Here is an 18448-nt window from a genome sequence, read left to right as displayed (position 1 = left end):
CACCTGTGGGAGCGGGTTCACCCGCGAAGAAGCCGACAGGGCCACCGGATGTTACTCGGCAGCAGGCTTGCGCTTCTTCAGCGGCGCCAGGCCGTCAGCACTGGCCAGAGGCGCGTTGGCCTTCGGCTTGGCAGTAGGCTTGCGCTTGGCAGCAGCTTTCTTCTCGCCAGTCTTCTTGTCGACTTTCTTCTTCTTGGCGCCTGCCGCCTTGCCCGAAGCCTTGACCTTCTTCGGCCCGCTGTAAGTCCCCTTCACTTCCTTGATCACGCGGCGCTCGAACTGTTGCTTGAGGTAGCGCTCGATGCTCGACATCAAGTTCCAGTCGTTATGGGTGATCAGCGAAATCGCCAGGCCTTCACCACCCGCACGGCCGGTACGGCCTACGCGGTGCACGTACTCATCACCGCTGCGGGGCATGTCGAAGTTGATCACCAGGTCGAGGCCGTCGATATCCAGGCCACGGGCTGCCACGTCGGTCGCCACCAGCACCTTGGAGCTGCCCTGCTTGAAGCGCTCGATGGCCAGCTTGCGGTCCTTCTGGTCTTTCTCGCCGTGCAGCACGAAGGCCTTCACATCCTTGGCCACCAGGTGACCGTAGATGCGGTCGGCCATGGCGCGGGTATTGGTGAAGATGATCGCCTTGTCGAAGGTTTCGTTAGCCAGCAACCACTGCGCGATCTGCTCTTTATGCTGGTCGTGGTCAGCGGTGATGATCTGCTGACGGGTGCCTTCAGCCAGCTGCGAGACGCTGTTGAGCATCAGGTGCTCAGGGTCTTTCAGCACCTTGCCAATGATGTCACGCAGCGCTGCGCCACCGGTGGTGGCAGAGAACAGCAGGGTCTGTTCGCGGTTCTCGCACTCCTTGCACAGGCGCTCCATGTCTTCGGCAAAGCCCATGTCGAGCATGCGGTCGGCTTCGTCCAGGATCAGCACCTGCACGTGGGACAGGTCGAGGTTGCCGGCATTGAGCTGCTCGAGCAGACGACCCGGGGTGCCGATCAGCACGTCGGGCACCTTGCGCAGCATGGCGGCCTGTTCCTTGAAGTCTTCACCGCCAGTGACCAGGCCCGACTTGATGTAGGTGAACTGCGAGAACAGCTGTACCTGCTTGAGGGTCTGCTGGGCCAGTTCGCGGGTTGGCAGCAGGATCAGTGCGCGAATCTCCACGCGGCGCTCGCGCAGGTCGACCAGGCGGTTGAGCAACGGCAGCACGAAGGCGGCCGTCTTGCCGCTGCCGGTCTGCGCGGTCACGCGCAGGTCACGCCCTTGCAGGGCCAAGGGGATGGCCGCTGCCTGCACCGGGGTTGGCTCGACAAATTTAAGCTCGGCCACGGCTTTAAGCAGGCGTTCATGCAGGGCGAATTGGGAGAACACGGAGGTAACCTCAGGCTAGTGCGGGAAATTCAGTTGCATAGGGTAACGTTTTCTGCCGCCTTAGCCGAATTTCTTTTGGCAACTTTGTCGCCATCCGCGCTCTAATGGCGCTTCGTTTCGCAAATAGACTGTACGCAAGCCCATGGATATTCAACGAATCTGGCGTGACTCCCTCGACCTGTGGGGCACCCTCGACCAACATCCCATGCTCCATGCAGCCATAGGCCTGGCGGTGCTCCTGCTGATCTCCCTGATCGTCGGGCGTCTGGCACGCTTCCTGATGCTGCACGGTGCCCGCCTGCTGGCCCGCCAGCCTGCGCTGAAATGGCTGGACGACCTGCGCCACAACAAGGTTTTCCACCGCCTGGCGCAAACCACCCCGTCACTGGTGCTGCAGTTCGGCCTGAAGCTGGTGCCTGAGCTGTCCGACACCGCCCAGCACTTCCTCGGCAATGTCGCCCTGGCCTTTACCCTGCTGTTCATGACCATGGCGCTGTCATGCCTGCTGGATGCCTTGCTCGACATCTATGCCCGCACCGAACACGCCCGCACCCGCTCGATCAAGGGCTACGTGCAGTTGGCCAAGATGATGCTGTGGATCTTCGCCTCGATCGTCATCGTCGCTACCCTGATCGACCGCTCGCCGCTGTTACTGCTGTCCGGCCTGGGTGCCATGTCGGCGGTGCTGCTGTTGGTGTACAAGGACACCCTGCTGTCGTTCGTCGCCAGCGTGCAGCTGACCAGCAACGACATGCTGCATGTCGGGGACTGGATCGAGATGCCGCAGGTAGGCGCCGATGGTGACGTGGTGGACATCACCTTGCACACAGTGAAAGTACAGAACTTCGACAAGACCATCGTCTCGATCCCCACCTGGCGCCTGATGAGCGAGTCGTTCCGCAACTACCGCGGCATGCAGCAGTCCGGTGGCCGGCGCATCAAGCGCAGCCTGTTCATCGATGCGGCCGGGGTGCGTTTCCTCACCCGCGAAGAGGAGCAGCGACTGAGCCAGGTGCAGTTGCTGGGCGACTACCTGGCCGGCAAGCGCCAGGAACTGCAAAACTGGAACGACGCCCTAGGGCCTGTCGCCGAGCTGTCGGCCAACCGCCGCAAGCTGACCAACATCGGCACCTTCCGCGCGTTTGCCCTGGCCTATCTGAAGAACCACCCCAATATTCACCCGAACATGACCTGCATGGTGCGGCAAATGCAGACCACCGCCGAGGGCGTGCCGCTGGAAATCTACTGCTTCACCACCACCACGGTGTGGGCGGATTACGAGCGCATCCAGGGGGACATCTTCGACTACCTGCTGGCGGTGTTGCCGGAGTTTGGCTTGAGCTTGTATCAGCAGCCGAGTGGCAATGACATGCGGGTGGGTTTGGCCGGGCGTTCAGCCCAAGAGCCATTGCCTCGTCGCCTGGAAGAAATGAGCGAGGCTTGAGATTGCCGGGCTGCCTTGCCGCCCATTCGCGGGTGAACCCGTCCCCACAGGGACCTCACAGCCTTCAGCCGTGGTGCCATCCTGTGGGGGCGGGTTCACCCGCGAATGGGCCGGCAGCTACCCCCCATACCCGAGCAAGTACAACAGCCCGGTCAAGGTCACCAGCGAGGCCACGGTCGACAACAGGATCGTCCGCGAAATCAACCCCGCCTCACGGTTGTAATACTCCGCCAGCATGAACGGCCCAGTGCCGGTCGGCAGCGCTGCCAGCAGCACTGCCGAAGCCGCCCACATGCTCGGCAGGCTGAACACCTTGTACGCCAGCACCCAGGTCAGCACCGGCTGCCCTACCAGCTTCAAGCCCACCAAAGGCCATGGGCTGGCCTGCGCGCCCGGGCGTTTTTCTGCCAGGAACGCACCCAGCGATATCAAGGCGCAGGGCGTGGTGGCCAGCGCCAGCATATCGAGAAAGTGCAGCACCGGTTCGGCCAGCCCCAATCCGCTCATGGCCCAACCCGCCCCCGCCAGGGGCGAAATGACCAGCGGGTTCTTCGCCAGCGCCTTGCTCACCACCAGGATCGCCCGGCCCACCTGCCGTTCTTCCTGCAACCCGACCTCGATGAAGGTCAGCGAAATGGCAAACACCAGGCACACCACGATCAACGACGAGATCAGCGCCGGCTGCAGGCCCGCCTGGCCGAACAACAGCAGGCACAGCGGAATGCCGATATAGCCGGTGTTGGCGTAACCGGCACTGAGCCCGTCGATGCTCGATGCCACCAGGCCGTGGCCGCTGTACAGGCGCCACAGCAGCGTGACCACGAACATGGCCAGGGCGCCTGCGCCGAAGGCAACGATGAACCCTGGGTGCCAGATCTCGCTCCACGTGGCAGTGGCAGTGACCTTGAACAGCAAGGCCGGCAGGCACAGCCAGACCACCATTTTGTTGATTTCGGCGGCCGCCTTATCGCCCAGCTTGTTGGTCTTGCGGCACAGGTAGCCGACCAGGATCAGGGCGAAGATCGGCGCAACGATGACCAAGAGGTTGTGCATGTCAGGCCTTGCCGGCCAGCGGCGCCTGTGCGCGCCCACCCAGGCGGCTCAGCCATACCGAGGCGAGGATGATCGCACCGCCGATGAACAGCCGCCCCAGTGGTTCATGCTGGTTCCAGATCAACAGGTTCAGCAGCAGCCCCACCGGCACATGCAGGTTGTTCATCACCGCCAGCGTACCGCCAGAAACCAGGCATGCACCTTTGTTCCACCAGTACAGCCCAAGCGCCGTCGGACAAAGCCCCAGGAACAACAGCACCAGCCATTGCACATCGGTACTCGGCAGATGCTGGGCGTTGCCGAAAAGCAGGAAGGCCGGCAGCACCACCAGCAAGGCGCCGAGGTAGAAGTAACCGAAGCGGGCGTAGTGCGGCAGGTCGCTGGGGTTGCGCGCGACCAGGTGGCGGTACAGCACCTGGCCGGCGGCGTAGGTGAAGTTGGCCAGTTGCAGCAGCAGGAAGCCGATGAAGAACTCACCGCTGATGCTGTCGAAACGGATCACCGCAGCGCCGGCCACGGCGACCAGCGCGGCCACTAGCGCCCAAGCGTTGAAGCGCCGGTTCAGGGCATCTTCGATCAAGGTCACGTGTAGCGGCGTCAGGATCGTGAACAGCAGCACCTCCGGTACGGTGAGCACACGGAAGCTCAGGTACAGGCAGACATAGGTGATGCCGTACTGCAGCGCGCCAATCAGCAGCATGGAACGCATGAAGCGTGGCTCGACCTGGCGCCAGCGGGTCAGCGGCAGGAACACCAGGCCGGCCAGCAGCACCCTGGCGAGTACTGCGAAATAGCTGTCGACGTGCCCTGCCAGGTACTCGCCGATCAAGCTGAAGGAAAACGCCTGGATCAGCGCGACGATTATCAGGTAGCCCATGGTTGCCTCTCGTGGATCAAGGCCGCGACCTTAGCGGGTTGCGGCGAAGAAGTTCAACCATGAGGAATGTAGGGGCTGTACCGGCCTCTTCGCGGGCACGCCCGCTCCCACAGGGACCTGCATATCTTCCGGCGAGCGAATAGGCCGGCACTGACCACCAAAAAACCCCAGGCATAAAAAAGCCCGGCCATACAAGCCGGGCAGGTACACCCAAAGGAGCAAAAACAGGTGTCAGGTTTGGGAATTCGTGAAGCCTCAGGCCACCGCTGCCAGCTTGGCCTTGGCCTGGTTGACGCCCTTCTCGTGGAACTCGCCACTCATGTTCAGGCCTTCGGCATGGATGAAGTCGACATCGTGGATGCCGATGAAAGCCATGACCTGGCGCAGGTACGGTTCCTGATGGTCACTGCTGGCACCCGCATGGATGCCGCCGCGGGCAGTCAGGACGATGGCACGCTTGCCAGTCAGCAAGCCCTGCGGGCCGGTCGGGGTGTACTTGAACGTGATGCCGGCACGCAGCACATGGTCCAGCCAGGCCTTCAGGGTGCTGGGAATGGTGAAGTTGTACATCGGCGCAGCCATTACCAGCACGTCGGCAGCAAGCAATTCATCAGTCAGTTCGTTGGAACGGGCCAGGGCCTCCAGCTCGGCGGCGCTGCGCTGTTCTTCGGGTTTCATCCAGCCGCCCAGCAGGTTCGCGTCCAGGTGGGGTACCGGGCTTACTGCCAGGTCGCGCACAGTGATCTGATCGGCCGGGTGGGCAGCCTGCCATTGCTGGATGAAATCCTTGGTCAGCTGACGGGAAACGGAATCTTGCTGACGGGCGCTGCTTTCGATGATCAGTACACGGGACATGGGATGCCTCCATCGGCAAAAAGGTTGCGATTCGATGGAGGTGAGATTAAGGCTTGACCTATCGATAAAAAAGCGTAAAAAGTGGGTTCAATCAATCGATTAATCAGTTTATTCCGCGCTGCAGCTCAAGGCGATCCGCAGTTTGATGATCTGCCGGTTGAATTTGGCGGTGACATCGACGCTTTTCCCGGCCGGCACGTTCACCCGGCGCACCCTTGGCGCCTCCGGGCCATTGCGGAAGGTGACCTTGCATGCCGCCGGGACCTGCCCATAGTTGTTGAGGGTGATGGCGCCAATGTCGTAGGCCGTGTCATAGGCGGTGTAGTCGAGCTTGACCCCGGTCAGCTCCTTTTCCACATCGATGGGATAGGCCATTGCCCCCAGGGGCAGGCACATCAGTATTGCCGCACAACATTTCTTCATGGGCCGCTCTCCTTGCAAAGAGCGCAGCTTAGGACAACAGGAGCGAAAGATGAAAGCGCCGCGCGTTACCCTTGACCAGTGGCGAACCCTGCAAGCAGTGGTCGATCACGGCGGGTTTGCCCAGGCCGCCGAGGCATTGCACCGCTCGCAGTCGTCGGTCAGCTACACCGTGGCGCGCATGCAGGAGCAACTGGGCGTACCCCTGCTGCGCATCGACGGGCGCAAGGCGGTGCTGACCGAAGCCGGCAATGTGCTGCTGCGCCGCTCACGCCACCTGGTCAAACAGGCCAGCCAGCTTGAAGACCTCGCCCACCACATGGAGCAGGGCTGGGAAGCCGAAGTACGCCTGGTGGTGGATGCCGCCTACCCCAGTGCCCGCCTGGTGCGTGCACTGGCCGCGTTCATGCCGCAAAGCCGTGGTTGCCGGGTGCGCCTGCGTGAAGAAGTGCTGTCCGGCGTCGAGGAAGTGATGCATGAAGGCATCGCCGACCTGGCCATCAGCAGCTACAGCATCGGCGGCTACCTGGGCGCCGAACTGAGCGCCGTGGAGTTCGTCGCCGTCGCCCACCCCGAGCACAGCCTGCACCGCCTGGGCCGTGAACTGACCTTCCAGGACCTTGAAAGCCAGTTACAGGTCGTGATCCGCGACTCCGGCCGCGCCCAGCCGCGTGACGTCGGCTGGCTAGGCGCCGAGCAGCGCTGGACCGTCGGCAGCCTGGGCACTGCCGCTACCTTCGTCAGCAGCGGCCTGGGCTTCGCCTGGCTCCCTCGGCACATGATCGAGCGCGAACTGCGCGAAGGCGTGCTCAAGCCCTTGCCGCTGGATCAGGGTGGCAGCCGCCACCCACTGTTCTACCTTTATTCGAGCAAAGAGAAGACCTTGGGCCCTGCCACGCAGATTCTCATCGACCTGCTGCGCAACTTCGACACCGCGCCACTGGACGTGCCCTTCGCAGCCCCCCCACAAGCCTGAGAGGACCGCGCCCATGGCCTGTTTCGAACATGAAGGATGCGCACTGCATTACGAGGAATACGGCCAGGGCGAACCACTGGTATTGCTGCATGGGCTGGGCTCCAGTTGCCAGGATTGGGAATTGCAGGTACCCGTGCTGAGCCAGCACTACCGGGTGATCCTCATGGACATCCGCGGCCACGGCCGCTCCGACAAGCCGCGTGACGGCTACCAGATCGCTACCTTCAGTGCCGACCTGCTGGCCCTGCTCGAACACCTGCACACCGGCCCGGTGCACTTCGTTGGCCTGTCCATGGGCGGTATGGTCGGCTTCCAGTTTGCCGTCGACCACCCGCAATGGTTGCGCAGCCTGTGCATCGTCAACAGCGCTCCTGAGGTCAAGCGTCGCACCCGCAGTGACTGGCTGTGGTGGCTAAAGCGCTGGGGCATGGCGCGCATTCTCAGTGTCGAAACCGTCGGCAAGGGCCTGGCCGAACGACTGTTCCCTAAACCTCACCAGGCTGACCTGCGCCAGAAGATGGCCCAGCGCTGGGCGCGCAACGACAAGCGCGCCTACCTGAAAAGCTTCGACGCCATCGTCGACTGGGGCGTACAGGAACGCATCGGCCGCATCAACTGTCCTACGCTGGTCATCGCGGCCGACCACGATTACACCCCGATACAACTGAAACAGCGCTACGTCGCCCTGATGCCCAACGCCAGGCTGGTGGTCGTCGACGATTCCCGGCACGCTACACCCCTCGATCAACCCGAGGTCTTCAACCAGACCCTGCTGCAGTTCCTCGCAGCCGCTTCCACCTCTCAAGGATCTTTGAGCCCATGCTGAAAAAACTCCTGCTCACCGCCTGCTCGGTCGCCTTCGCCACCAGCGTGATGGCCTCCGACAAGACCCCGCACGTTCTGCTGGACACCAGCTTCGGCCAGGTCGAAATCGAACTCAACGCCGAGAAGGCGCCTGTCAGCACCAAGAATTTCCTGCAATACGTCGACAGCGGTTTCTACAACAACACCATTTTCCACCGAGTGATCCCGGGCTTCATGGTTCAGGGCGGGGGGTTCACTGACCAAATGGTGCAAAAAGATACCCAGGCCCCGATCAAGAACGAGGCCAGCAACGGGCTGCAGAACACCCGCGGCACCCTGTCGATGGCACGCACGTCCAACCCGAACTCGGCCACCAGCCAGTTCTTCATCAACGTCGCCGACAACGACTTCCTCAACCCGGGCCGCGACGCCGGTTATGCCGTGTTCGGCAAAGTGACCAAGGGCATGGAAGTGGTCGACCAGATCGTCAACTCGCCGACCACCGTCAAGAAAGGCATGCGTGATGTGCCGAGCGACCCGGTGTACATCAAGTCGGCCAAACGCATCGACTGACCGCAGGCTTTCACAAGGATGTGAAACCGCCTGAGGGCCGGATGGAACAGGAGTGTCATCACCCATGCTGTACCGCCGTTTCGAACAACTGATCGACATCTTTCGCGAAGCCCCCAGCGAATCGCCACCGACGACCGTGTGGCCGTTCTACCTGTACTACCTGCGCCAGGTATGGCCCAGTTTTCTTGCACTGCTGGTGGTCGGCCTGTTCGCCTCGCTGATCGAGGTGGCGATGTTCAGCTACCTCAGCCGCATCATCGACCTTGCACAGGGCGAGCCCAACGCCAACTTTTTCAGCCAGCACAGCGGCGAACTGCTGTGGATGCTGGTGGTGATCCTGCTGCTGCGGCCAGTGTTCTTCGGCCTGCATGACCTGCTGGTGCACCAGACCATAAACCCGGGGATGACCAGCCTGATCCGCTGGCAAAACCACACCTACGTGCTCAAGCAGAGCCTGAACTTCTTCCAGAGCGACTTTGCCGGGCGCATTGCCCAGCGCATCATGCAGACCGGCAACTCGCTGCGCGACTCCGCTGTGCAGGCCGTGGACGCGCTATGGCACGTGCTGATCTACGCCATCACCTCGCTGGTGCTGTTTGCCGAGGCCGACTGGCGCCTGATGCTGCCGCTGCTGCTGTGGATCATTGGCTACATCGCCGCGCTCTGCTACTTCGTGCCGAGGGTGAAGGAGCGCTCGGTGATTTCTTCCGACGCCCGCTCCAAGCTCATGGGGCGAATCGTCGATGGCTACACCAACATCGCCACCCTCAAGCTGTTCGCCCACACCGACTACGAGCAGCAATACGCCCGCGAAGCCATCCGCGAGCAGACCGAGAAAACCCAACTGGCTTCACGGGTGGTCACCAGCATGGACGTGGTCATCACCACCCTCAACGGCCTGCTGGTGGTCACCACCACGGGCCTGGCGCTGTGGCTGTGGAGCCAGTCGCTGATCACGGTCGGCGCCATCGCCCTGGCCACTGGTCTGGTGATCCGCATCGTCAACATGTCAGGCTGGATCATGTGGGTGGTCAACGGCATTTTCGAGAACATCGGCATGGTCCAGGACGGCCTGCAGACCATCGCCCAGCCGGTCACCGTCACCGACCGGCCCAATGCCCCGGCACTCAAGGTCAGCCGCGGCGCAGTGCGTTTCGATGATGTCGACTTCCATTACGGCAAGGCTGCCAATGTGATCGAAGGGCTCAACCTGGACATCCGCCCTGGCGAGAAAATCGGCTTGATCGGCCCTTCCGGCGCCGGCAAGTCGACCCTGGTCAACCTGCTGCTGCGTCTGTACGACGTGCAGGGCGGGCGCATCCTGATCGACGGCCAGGACATTGCCGAGGTCAGCCAGGCCAGCTTGCGGGCGCAGATCGGCATGATCACCCAGGATACCTCGCTGCTGCACCGTTCGATTCGCGACAACCTGCTGTACGGTCGCCCCGGTGCCAGCGATGCAGAACTGCAGGAAGCCGTGCGCCGCGCACGGGCTGACGAGTTCATCCCGCAGCTTTCGGATGCCCAGGGCCGCACCGGTTTCGATGCCCATGTAGGCGAACGTGGGGTCAAGCTGTCGGGTGGCCAGCGTCAGCGTATCGCCATTGCCCGGGTGCTGCTGAAGAACGCACCGATCCTGATCATGGACGAGGCCACCTCGGCGCTGGATTCGGAAGTGGAAGCGGCGATCCAGGAAAGCCTGGAGACGCTGATGCAGGGCAAGACGGTAATCGCCATTGCCCACCGGCTTTCCACCATTGCCCGTATGGACCGGCTGGTGGTGCTGGACAAGGGGCGAATTGTGGAGAGTGGCAGCCACAGTGAGTTGCTGGAGCAGCAAGGGCTGTATGCCCGGTTGTGGCACCACCAGACCGGAGGTTTTGTCGGGGTCGATTGACACCTGCGCGGCCTTTTCGCGGGTAAACCCGCTCCTACACAGGTTCGCTATCGTTGTAGGAGCGGGTTTACCCGCGAAAAGGCCGCGCAGGCAACACAGATCTCTCAGTCCCGGCGGTAGGGCAACATCCCCCGCGCCTCCTCGGCATACCCCTTGACCCCTTCCCGTTCCTGCAGCAGAAAATCCTCCACCGCCCGCCGCAACCCCGGGTGCAGCAGGTAATGCCACGACCGCGTCAACACCGGCTCGAACCCGCGGATCAACTTGTGCTCGCCCTGCGCCCCGGCATCGAAACGCTGGTAACCCTCAGCAATGGCAAAGTCCATACCCTGGTAGAAACACGTCTCGAAATGCAGCCGGTCGAACTCATCCAGGCAACCCCAGTAGCGGCCAAACAGGCTGTCGCCACCCACCAGGCTCAAGGCCATGGCCACATCTCGCCCACCCTGGCGGGCCATCACCACGCGCACCGCCTGGGGCATGCGCTCGGCCAGTAGGCTGAAAAATTCGCGCGTCAGGTAGGGGGCACGACGGCGCACCGCATAGGTGTTGGCATAGCACAGAAAGACAAAATCCCACTGTGCCTCGTCCAGTTCATCACCGCGGTACCAGCGGAAGTCGATACCCTGCCCCGCCACCTGCTCGCGCTCCTTGCGCATCTGCTTGCGCTTGCGCGAGCTAAGGCTGTCGAGAAAGTCCTGGAAATCGCGATACCCCCGGTTTTGCCAGTGAAACTGGCAACCCAGGCGCTCCATCCACCCAGGCAGGCCCGCCAACTGCGCGTCCAACGCCGGGTCGGTGAAATTGATGTGCGCGCCGGAAAGCCCACCCTTGCCCAGGTACTCCGGCAGAGCCTGCAGCATCAACAAACCGTCAGCCGGATCAGCCGCCAGCAGCCGTGGGCCGCTGACCGGGCTGAACGGTACAGCGCCAAGCAGTTTTGGGTAGTAGGCGATGCCGGCCCGCTCACAGGCATCGGCCCAGCCATGATCGAACACATACTCGCCATATGAGTGCCACTTACGGTACGCCGGCAACAGTGCCCGTACCTGCCCGTCACGCTCCAGCACCAAGTGCTCGGCGGCCCAGCCGGTGTTGCGCTGCACGCTACCGCTGTCTTCCATCGCGCTGAGGAAGGCATGGCACAGGAACGGTTGGCCCGCCGGCACCAGGGCATCCCAGGTGGCCGCCGGAAGATCACGCAAATGGGCAAGGCTGTACAGGCTGGTCACGGTTTTGGCTCGCGGTCGGAAGGCCTTCAGTATCACCAAGTAATGCCCGTCACTCAAATGACGAACGCCAGTCTGATCCTTTTATTCTCAATTACTTAACAACAGTGCCACTAATTAGACATTAATCTGTCATTGGCCCCCGCAATACTTGCGCCTGTTTTCCGGAACCCAAGAACCTGTCTATTCAGGCCCTTTCCGAAGACATGCCAACGCAGGGGCAGGCGCTTGAGCCTCCCCCATTTTTTTCAGTAGGGAGATCTTTATGCGTCTTGTTTCTACACTTACCGGAGTGAGCCTCACCGGCATGATGCTGGCTCTGAGTGCCCCGGCCAGTGCTGCTGTCGACGCCAAGCTGCTCGAAATGCTCCGCGCCAATGGCTCGATCAACCAGGCGCAGTACAACGAACTGCAGGGCGACCTGGCAAAAGAAACCAAGGAAAAGGCCGACCAGAAAGCTCAGTCCGAACGTATGAGCTCCTTTGAACAAAAAGTGGCATGGGCCGCCAAGACCCAGATCAAGGGTGATGTGCGCCTGCGTTACGAAGACGTCAACGTCGACGACCCGAACAGCAGCAGCGGCAACCAGGACCGCCAGCGAGTGCGTGCCCGTGTCGGCTTCTACAGCGAGATCAACCCGCAGGTCGACGCTGGGGTCCGTATAGCCACTGGCAGCAGCGCTGACCGACGTTCGACCAACCAGAGCTTCGACAACTACTTCGACAAGAAGTCGCTGTGGGTCGACCTGGCCTATCTCGACTGGCACCCGACTGCAGTCCCTAACCTGCACCTGATTGGCGGCAAGATGCAACAGCCTTGGGTGAGCATGGGCGACATCATCTGGGATAGCGACATCAACCCGGAAGGTGTGGCTGCCACTTACAAGGCTGACCTGGGCGGGGCCGAAGTCTTTGCCAGCGCCGGTCAGTACACCCTGAAGGACAACGTCGATGGTGATGGTGTCCAGTACAAGCACGATGCGCAGGTTTACCACGGCCAGCTGGGCGCCAAGTTCGCCCCAGCTGATGTGCTCAAGCTCACCGTGGGCGCCAGCATTTATGGTTATGACAACGACAAGGAAGCGACCATCCTGCAGTCGTTCGGCAACACCACCAACGAGTTCAATCTGGTGGAAGGCTTTGGCCAGATCGACTTCACCGGCTTTGCCATTCCATTGTCGGCGTATGGTCAGTATGTAAAGAATACCGAGAGCACCGATGGCGAAGATCAGGCCTGGCTGGCCGGCTTGAAAACCAAAGTGGGCGCCTGGAGCCTGGATTACAACTACCGCGATGTGCAGCGTAATGCGGTGGTCAGCCTGTTCACCGATTCGGACTTTGGCAACGGCTTCACCGGCTCGCGTGGTCACAAGTTCAAGGTCGGTTACGAAATCGACAAGAACTTCTCCCTGGGTGCTGCCTACCTGATGGCCAAGACCGACCTGTCGCAGCTGCCGAACAGCAATGCTGACGTAGACACCCTGCAGGTAGACCTGGAAGCCAAGTTCTAAGCACCACCCTCCTCAGCTTCACGGTGAAGCGGGAAATGCCGACCCCATCCGGCGTTTCCCGCTTCTTTTTGCCTGTGTGAAATGCGCCGGCCCCTTCGCGGGCTTGCCCGCTCCCACAGAATCACCACAGACCTTGAGAACTGTGCTGTACCTGTGGGAGCGGGCAAGCCCGCGAAGAGGCCGTAACAGGCGCCTGATGAATCAGCGCTTGCGCAGAATCACGCTACCAATCGAATACCCCGCACCAAACGAGCTCAACACGCCCAACGAGCCTTTGGCCAGGTCATCCTGGTACAGGTGGAAGGCAATCACCGACCCCGCCGAGCTGGTATTGGCGTAACGGTCCAGAATCACCGGTGCCTCTTCCTCGGACACTTCACGCCCCAGCAGCTTCTTGACGATCAGGTGGTTCATGCTGAGGTTGGCCTGGTGCAGCCAGAAGCGCTTCACATCGCTCGGCTGCAGGTTGTTTTCCTGCAGGTGCTCGCCGATCAGCTCGGCCACTTTAGGGCACACTTCGCGGAACACCTTGCGGCCTTCCTGGATGAACAGCTTGTCTGCTGCGCCTTCGCCCTCTTCCGCCGCACGGTTGAGAAAGCCGAAATTGTTGCGGATGTTGTTGGAGAACTCGGTCCACAGTTTGCTGCTGACGATGTCGAACTGGTGCGCCGAAGTGGCCTTGTCCGCGCGCTCGAGCAATACCGCAGTGGCAGCATCACCAAAGATGAAGTGGCTGTCGCGGTCACGGAAGTTCAGGTGGCCGGTGCACACCTCCGGGTTGACCATCAGCACTGCGCGCGCCTGGCCCAGGGCCACGCTGTTGGCAGCAGTCTGAATACCGAAGGTGGCCGAAGAGCACGCCACGTTCATGTCGAAGGCAAAGCCCTGGATACCCAGCGCCTGTTGCACTTCGATGGCAATCGCGGGGTACGGGCGCTGCAGGTTGGAGCAGGCGACGATCACCCCGTCGACATCGGCAGCGCTGCGGCCTGCGCGCTCCAGCGCCTGGCGGGCAGCTGCCACAGCCATTTCGCAGAGCACCGACGGTTCGTCGTTGCTGCGCTCAGGCAAGCGCGGCTTCATGCGCTGGGGGTCGAGGATGCCAGCCTTGTCCATGACGAAACGGCTCTTGATGCCCGAGGCCTTTTCGATGAACGCCGCGTCGGACACGGGGGCTGCTTCGATTTCGCCACGCTGGATGGCGGCGGCATTGTCCTGGTTGTACTGCTCGGACCAGGCATTGAAAGAGGCCACCAGTTCTTCGTTGGAAATGCTCTGGGCCGGGGTATACAGGCCGGTGCCGCTGATCACGACATTATGCACGGTCGTTCCTCTGGTCAAAGGCCATCGCCACGGGGCGCTGGCTGGAAATATGACAGGATAATGGCACTTCAGTACCAATTAAGGGGCGTACCCCGAACCCTGTGGAGCGGGCTTCCCCGCGAAGGGCCGCACAGCGGCCCCAAACTCACTGAAGTGTGCCACAAATCAAGGAAGTTAGCCTTCCACCTGACTCCACTGCTTGCTCAGTCTCTTGTCGGAAATCGGCACCTTCGTCCCCAACTGCTGGGCAAACAGCGACACCCGGTATTCCTCCAGCCACCAGCGGTACAAGGTCAGCTGTTCATCACGCTTGCCTTCCTGGGCATGCTTGTCGACCCGGGCTTTGTACTGCGCCCACAGGTTGGCCAGCTCGCCGCTCCACACCCGGTCTTTCTGCACTTGCGAACCCAGCTTCTCCAGGCGCAGCTCCACCGCCTTGAGATAGCGCGGCAGCTCCTTGAACCAGGCGGCCGGGGTCTCACGCACAAAGCCCGGGTACACCAGGTTGCCCAGTTGCTGCTTGATGTCGTTCAGCGCCACCGCCTGGCTCAGGTCGATCTTGCCCTTGAAGCGCTTTTGCAAGCCGTGCCACAACTTGAGCACTTCCAGCGTCTGCCGGGCCAGGCGCTCGGCATGCTCGGCCCAACTGCCGCGCTTGCGCTCAGCCAGCCCGGCCAGCGCTGCACCGTCACGCGGCAACGTCGCTTCACCGTCAAGGATGCAGCTGTCGAGGCTCGCCAGCAGAATGTCCTCGACCAACGCCTCGACACGGCCCAGTTCGCGGTACAGCAGGCCCAGCTCGGTCAGGCCAGGCAGCTTGCCGCGCAGGAACTTGGCAGGCTCCGCCAACTGCTGCAACAACAAGCGCTGCAGGGCGCGGCGGTGCTGGAACTCGGCTTCTGCCTGGGTCGAGAAGCGGCCCTCACGCACGCTGCCGTTTTCTTCCACCAGTGCCGGGTAAACGGTCATCGACAGGCCGGCGATCTTCTGCTGGGCGGTCTGTTTGACCTCGCTGAACGCCTTGGCCTGCACCGGCTGCTCGCTCTTCTCGGTACGCGGTACGGCCAATGCAGCCTGGCTGGCGGCAGCAAAGCGGGCGGTCAATTCGGCCAGGTCGCGGCCCTCGCCAAGGAACTTACCCTGGCCATCGACCACTTCGATATTCATGCGCAGGTGGCCCTCGACCAGGTTGACCGACTCGGCCCAGGCCTCATCGGACACCCGCACACCAGTCATGCGCAACAATTCCTGGCCCAGGGCCTGGGGCAGCGCGCCCTGGCCGAAGGCCATCCGCGCCAGCGAAGCCTTGACGAAGTCCGGCACCGGCACAAAGTTCTTGCGCAGAGCCTTGGGCAGGTTGCGCACCAACGCCACGCATTTGGCTTCCAGCAAGCCTGGCACCAACCATTCCAGGCGCTCGCCCGGCAGGCTCGGCAACAGCGGCGCCGGCACCCGCACGGTCACGCCATCACGCGGGTGGCCTGGTTCGAAGTGGTAGGTCAACGGCAGGCGCAGTTCCCCGACTTGCAGGCTGTCCGGGTACTGCGCCGCGGTGACTTCGCTGGCCTCGCGGGCCAGTACGTCTTCCTCGCGCATGATCAGCAGGTTCGGGTCCTTCTGGCTGGTCATGCGGTACCAGGCATCGAAGGTCGCGGTCTGGTGGATCTCCGCTGGCAAGCGCGCCTCGTAGAAGGCGTACAGGGTTTCTTCATCGGCGAGAATGTCGCGCCGACGAGCCTTGGCCTCCAGCTCATCGAGCTCTTCGAGCAGGCGTTTGTTCGCCGCCAGGCACTTGGCCCGCGACTGGATTTCACCGCCAACCAGGCCCTCGCGAATGAACAATTCACGCGAGGTCACTGGGTCGATCGGGCCGAAGTGTACCGGGCGGCGGCCAACCAGGATCAGGCCATACAGGGTGATCTGTTCATAGGCCACCACCTGCCCGCGCTTCTTTTCCCAGTGCGGTTCGAAGTGATTCTTCTTGATCAGGTGGGTAGCCAGCGGCTCGATCCAGTCAGGCTCGATCTTGGCAACCATACGCGCATACAGCTTGGTGGTTTCGACCAGTTCCGCGGCCATTACCCACTGCGGGCGCTTGCGACCGATACCGGAAGACGGATGCACCCAGAAGCGCCGCTGGCGGGCGCCCTGGTAATCGCCCTCTTCGGTTTTCTGGCCAATCTGGCTGAGCAGGCCGCTGAGGATGGCCTTGTGCACCTTCTGATAGTCAGACGGTTCCTTGTTGACTGCCAACTGCAGCTCGCGACAGATCAGCGACAACTGACGATGGGCATCGCGCCACTCGCGCAAGCGCAGGTAGTTGAGGAAATTCTTGCGGCACCAGTTGCGCAACGGGCTGGCAGTCAGGGCCTGGCGTTGCTCTTCGAAACCCCGCCACAAGTTGACCAGCGCGGCGAAGTCGGTATCGGCGTCCTTCCACTGCGCATGCGCCTGATCAGCGGCCTGCTGGCGCTCCGGCGGGCGCTCGCGTGGGTCTTGCACCGACAGCGCACTGGTAACGATCAGCACTTCCTGCAGGCTGCCCTGGCGTGCGCCTTCCAGCAGCATGCGGCCCAACCGCGGGTCAATCGGCAAGCGCGCCAACTGCCGGCCGATCGGCGTCAACTGGTTCTCGCGGTTGACGGCCGAGAGTTCCTGCAACAGGTTGAAGCCGTCGCTGATGGCCTTGCCATCTGGCGGCTCGATGAACGGGAATGCATCAATGGCGCCCAGGCGCAGGTGCAGCATCTGCAGGATTACCGCCGCCAGGTTGGTACGCAGGATCTCCGGGTCGGTAAACGCTGGCCGGCCGTTGAAGTCTTCTTCGCTGTACAGGCGTACGCAAATCCCCGGCTCGACCCGGCCGCAACGGCCCTTACGCTGGTTGGCACTGGCCTGCGACACTGCCTCGATGGGCAGGCGCTGGACCTTGGCGCGGTAGCTGTAGCGGCTGATACGCGCGGTACCGGTGTCGATCACATAGCGGATGCCAGGCACGGTCAGCGAGGTTTCCGCGACGTTGGTGGCCAGGATCACCCGGCGCCCGGTGTGCGACTGGAAGATGCGCTGCTGCTCGGCTGGCGACAAACGCGCATACAGCGGCAGGATCTCGGTATGGCGCAACTGCGCCTTGCGCAGGATCTCGGCGGCATCACGGATCTCCCGCTCGCCCGGCAGGAAGATCAGCACATCACCCGGGCCCTTGCCCTCGCTACGCTCGTGCTGGGCCAACTCGTCCAGGGTAGCGAGGATGGCCTGGTCGACGGTGAGGTCGTCCTCGATCTGGTTGCCTTCTTCGTCCTGCTCGCTGGTCAGCGGGCGGTACCAGGTTTCCACCGGGAAGGTACGGCCGGAGACCTCGATGATCGGAGCGCCATCGAAGTGCCGGGAGAAGCGCTCCAGGTCAATGGTCGCCGAGGTGATGATCAGCTTCAGCTCTGGCCGGCGGTGCAGCAACGTCTTCAGGTAGCCAAGCAGGAAGTCGATATTCAGGCTGCGTTCGTGGGCTTCGTCGACGATGATCGTGTCGTAGCGTTCAAGGAAGCGATCATGCTGGGTTTCGGCCAGCAGAATGCCGTCGGTCATCAGTTTGACCAGGGTGTTGGCATCGCTCTGGTCTTCGAAGCGCACCTGGTAGCCGACCAGCCCGCCCAGCGGCGTGCCCAGTTCTTCGGCAACGCGCGCCGCCACGCTGCGTGCGGCGATCCGGCGTGGCTGGGTGTGGGCGATCAGGCCATGGCTGCCACGGCCCAGCTCCAGGCAGATCTTCGGCAGCTGGGTCGTCTTGCCCGAGCCGGTTTCACCGGCAATCACCAGCACCTGGTGTTCGGCCAGGGCCTTCTTGATTTCGTCACGCTTGGCGGCGATCGGCAGGTTGTCGTCGTAACGCACGGTCGGCACGCTCTGCTGGCGTGCGGTGACTTGGGCGCAGGAGGCCTGGACCCTTTCCACCCACTGCGCCAGCTTCGCCTCATCGGGGCGCTTGCGCAGTTCGTGCAGTTGCCGGCGCAGGCGATGGCGGTCGGCGATCATGGCGTGGTCGAGGTTTTGCAGCAGTTTGTCGATGGCGTGGTCAGTCATGGGGCTTTTTAATGATGCAGGTGAGCCTGCTTT

The 18448-nt window shown here is 62.3% G+C and carries 14 protein-coding genes; 6 read left to right on the top strand and 8 right to left on the bottom strand.

From position 1 onward, the window contains the following. Positions 1 to 51: 51 nt before the first annotated feature. Entirely contained in the window at positions 52 to 1374 is a 1323-nt protein-coding gene (locus E8E68_RS26050) for a DEAD/DEAH box helicase (RefSeq protein ID WP_110743698.1), read from the bottom strand. 142 nt (positions 1375 to 1516) lie between these two features. Between E8E68_RS26050 and E8E68_RS26045 the strand changes: the two genes are divergently transcribed. After that, a complete protein-coding gene (locus E8E68_RS26045; protein ID WP_280346137.1) occupies positions 1517 to 2818 on the top strand; it encodes a mechanosensitive ion channel family protein in 1302 nt (433 codons plus the stop codon). 117 nt (positions 2819 to 2935) lie between these two features. Here the strand turns inward: E8E68_RS26045 and E8E68_RS26040 are convergent, their stop codons facing one another. From E8E68_RS26040 to E8E68_RS26025, 4 genes are all read right to left on the bottom strand, one after another. Further along, positions 2936 to 3871, bottom strand: coding sequence for an AEC family transporter (locus E8E68_RS26040; RefSeq protein WP_266028825.1), 936 nt, complete (start codon positions 3869 to 3871; stop codon positions 2936 to 2938). A gap of 1 nt (position 3872) precedes the next feature. Continuing rightward, entirely contained in the window at positions 3873 to 4748 is an 876-nt protein-coding gene (locus tag E8E68_RS26035) for a carboxylate/amino acid/amine transporter (RefSeq protein WP_266028824.1), read from the bottom strand. A gap of 255 nt (positions 4749 to 5003) precedes the next feature. Then, a complete protein-coding gene (locus E8E68_RS26030) occupies positions 5004 to 5603 on the bottom strand; it encodes an FMN-dependent NADH-azoreductase (RefSeq protein WP_003254608.1) in 600 nt (199 codons plus the stop codon). A 108-nt stretch (positions 5604 to 5711) separates the two neighbouring features. Beyond that, positions 5712 to 6026 carry a hypothetical protein gene (locus tag E8E68_RS26025; protein WP_025753884.1) on the bottom strand — a complete coding sequence of 105 codons (315 nt, stop codon included), beginning with the start codon at positions 6024 to 6026 and terminating at the stop codon, positions 5712 to 5714. Positions 6027 to 6075: 49 nt separating this feature from the next. On the opposite strand from E8E68_RS26025, the gene E8E68_RS26020 reads away from it, so the two are divergent. From E8E68_RS26020 to E8E68_RS26005, 4 genes are all read left to right on the top strand, one after another. Next, positions 6076 to 6999, top strand: a complete 924-nt coding sequence (locus E8E68_RS26020; protein ID WP_012273620.1) for a LysR family transcriptional regulator — start codon at positions 6076 to 6078, stop codon at positions 6997 to 6999. Between the two features lie 13 nt (positions 7000 to 7012). Next, entirely contained in the window at positions 7013 to 7825 is an 813-nt protein-coding gene (locus tag E8E68_RS26015) for an alpha/beta hydrolase (RefSeq protein WP_266028823.1), read from the top strand. After that, a complete protein-coding gene (locus E8E68_RS26010; RefSeq protein ID WP_110743711.1) occupies positions 7819 to 8376 on the top strand; it encodes a peptidylprolyl isomerase in 558 nt (185 codons plus the stop codon). The genes E8E68_RS26015 and E8E68_RS26010 overlap by 7 nt, the downstream gene beginning before the upstream one ends. A gap of 64 nt (positions 8377 to 8440) precedes the next feature. Continuing rightward, the gene (locus E8E68_RS26005) at positions 8441 to 10273 is read left to right on the top strand and encodes an ABC transporter ATP-binding protein (protein ID WP_110743712.1); all 1833 of its coding nucleotides are present in this window, start codon (positions 8441 to 8443) and stop codon (positions 10271 to 10273) included. A 104-nt stretch (positions 10274 to 10377) separates the two neighbouring features. Here E8E68_RS26005 and E8E68_RS26000 read toward each other — a convergent pair whose 3' ends face one another. Further along, positions 10378 to 11505 carry a GNAT family N-acetyltransferase gene (locus tag E8E68_RS26000; RefSeq protein ID WP_266028822.1) on the bottom strand — a complete coding sequence of 376 codons (1128 nt, stop codon included), beginning with the start codon at positions 11503 to 11505 and terminating at the stop codon, positions 10378 to 10380. Positions 11506 to 11767: 262 nt separating this feature from the next. Between E8E68_RS26000 and E8E68_RS25995 the strand changes: the two genes are divergently transcribed. Further along, positions 11768 to 13012, top strand: a complete 1245-nt coding sequence (locus E8E68_RS25995; RefSeq protein ID WP_266028821.1) for a putative porin — start codon at positions 11768 to 11770, stop codon at positions 13010 to 13012. Between the two features lie 201 nt (positions 13013 to 13213). Here E8E68_RS25995 and E8E68_RS25990 read toward each other — a convergent pair whose 3' ends face one another. Both E8E68_RS25990 and hrpA read right to left on the bottom strand, forming a co-directional pair. Beyond that, complete coding sequence (locus E8E68_RS25990; RefSeq protein WP_280346118.1) at positions 13214 to 14335, bottom strand: beta-ketoacyl-ACP synthase III; 1122 nt, start codon at positions 14333 to 14335, stop codon at positions 13214 to 13216. Between the two features lie 174 nt (positions 14336 to 14509). Next, on the bottom strand, positions 14510 to 18415 hold the full coding sequence (gene hrpA, locus E8E68_RS25985; protein ID WP_266028819.1) for an ATP-dependent RNA helicase HrpA: 3906 nt from the start codon (positions 18413 to 18415) through the stop codon (positions 14510 to 14512). Between the last annotated feature and the right edge of the window lie 33 nt (positions 18416 to 18448).

Source organism: Pseudomonas sp. BN607, from assembly GCF_029871175.1.
In the GTDB taxonomy this organism is placed as follows: domain Bacteria; phylum Pseudomonadota; class Gammaproteobacteria; order Pseudomonadales; family Pseudomonadaceae; genus Aquipseudomonas.
This window is presented reverse-complemented; position numbering and strand designations above follow the sequence as displayed.

Bases quoted from the DNA above. Each gene is read 5' to 3' on its own strand.
- E8E68_RS26005 (WP_110743712.1), top strand. From the start codon at position 8,441: ATGCTGTACCGCCGTTTCGAACAACTGATCGACATCTTTCGCGAAGCC.
- E8E68_RS26040 (WP_266028825.1), bottom strand. From the start codon at position 3,871: ATGCACAACCTCTTGGTCATCGTTGCGCCGATCTTCGCCCTGATCCTG.
- E8E68_RS26010 (WP_110743711.1), top strand. From the start codon at position 7,819: ATGCTGAAAAAACTCCTGCTCACCGCCTGCTCGGTCGCCTTCGCCACC.
- E8E68_RS26025 (WP_025753884.1), bottom strand. From the start codon at position 6,026: ATGAAGAAATGTTGTGCGGCAATACTGATGTGCCTGCCCCTGGGGGCA.
- E8E68_RS26045 (WP_280346137.1), top strand. From the start codon at position 1,517: ATGGATATTCAACGAATCTGGCGTGACTCCCTCGACCTGTGGGGCACC.
- E8E68_RS26030 (WP_003254608.1), bottom strand. From the start codon at position 5,603: ATGTCCCGTGTACTGATCATCGAAAGCAGCGCCCGTCAGCAAGATTCC.
- E8E68_RS26015 (WP_266028823.1), top strand. From the start codon at position 7,013: ATGGCCTGTTTCGAACATGAAGGATGCGCACTGCATTACGAGGAATAC.
- E8E68_RS26035 (WP_266028824.1), bottom strand. From the start codon at position 4,748: ATGGGCTACCTGATAATCGTCGCGCTGATCCAGGCGTTTTCCTTCAGC.
- E8E68_RS25995 (WP_266028821.1), top strand. From the start codon at position 11,768: ATGCGTCTTGTTTCTACACTTACCGGAGTGAGCCTCACCGGCATGATG.
- E8E68_RS26020 (WP_012273620.1), top strand. From the start codon at position 6,076: ATGAAAGCGCCGCGCGTTACCCTTGACCAGTGGCGAACCCTGCAAGCA.
- hrpA (WP_266028819.1), bottom strand. From the start codon at position 18,415: ATGACTGACCACGCCATCGACAAACTGCTGCAAAACCTCGACCACGCC.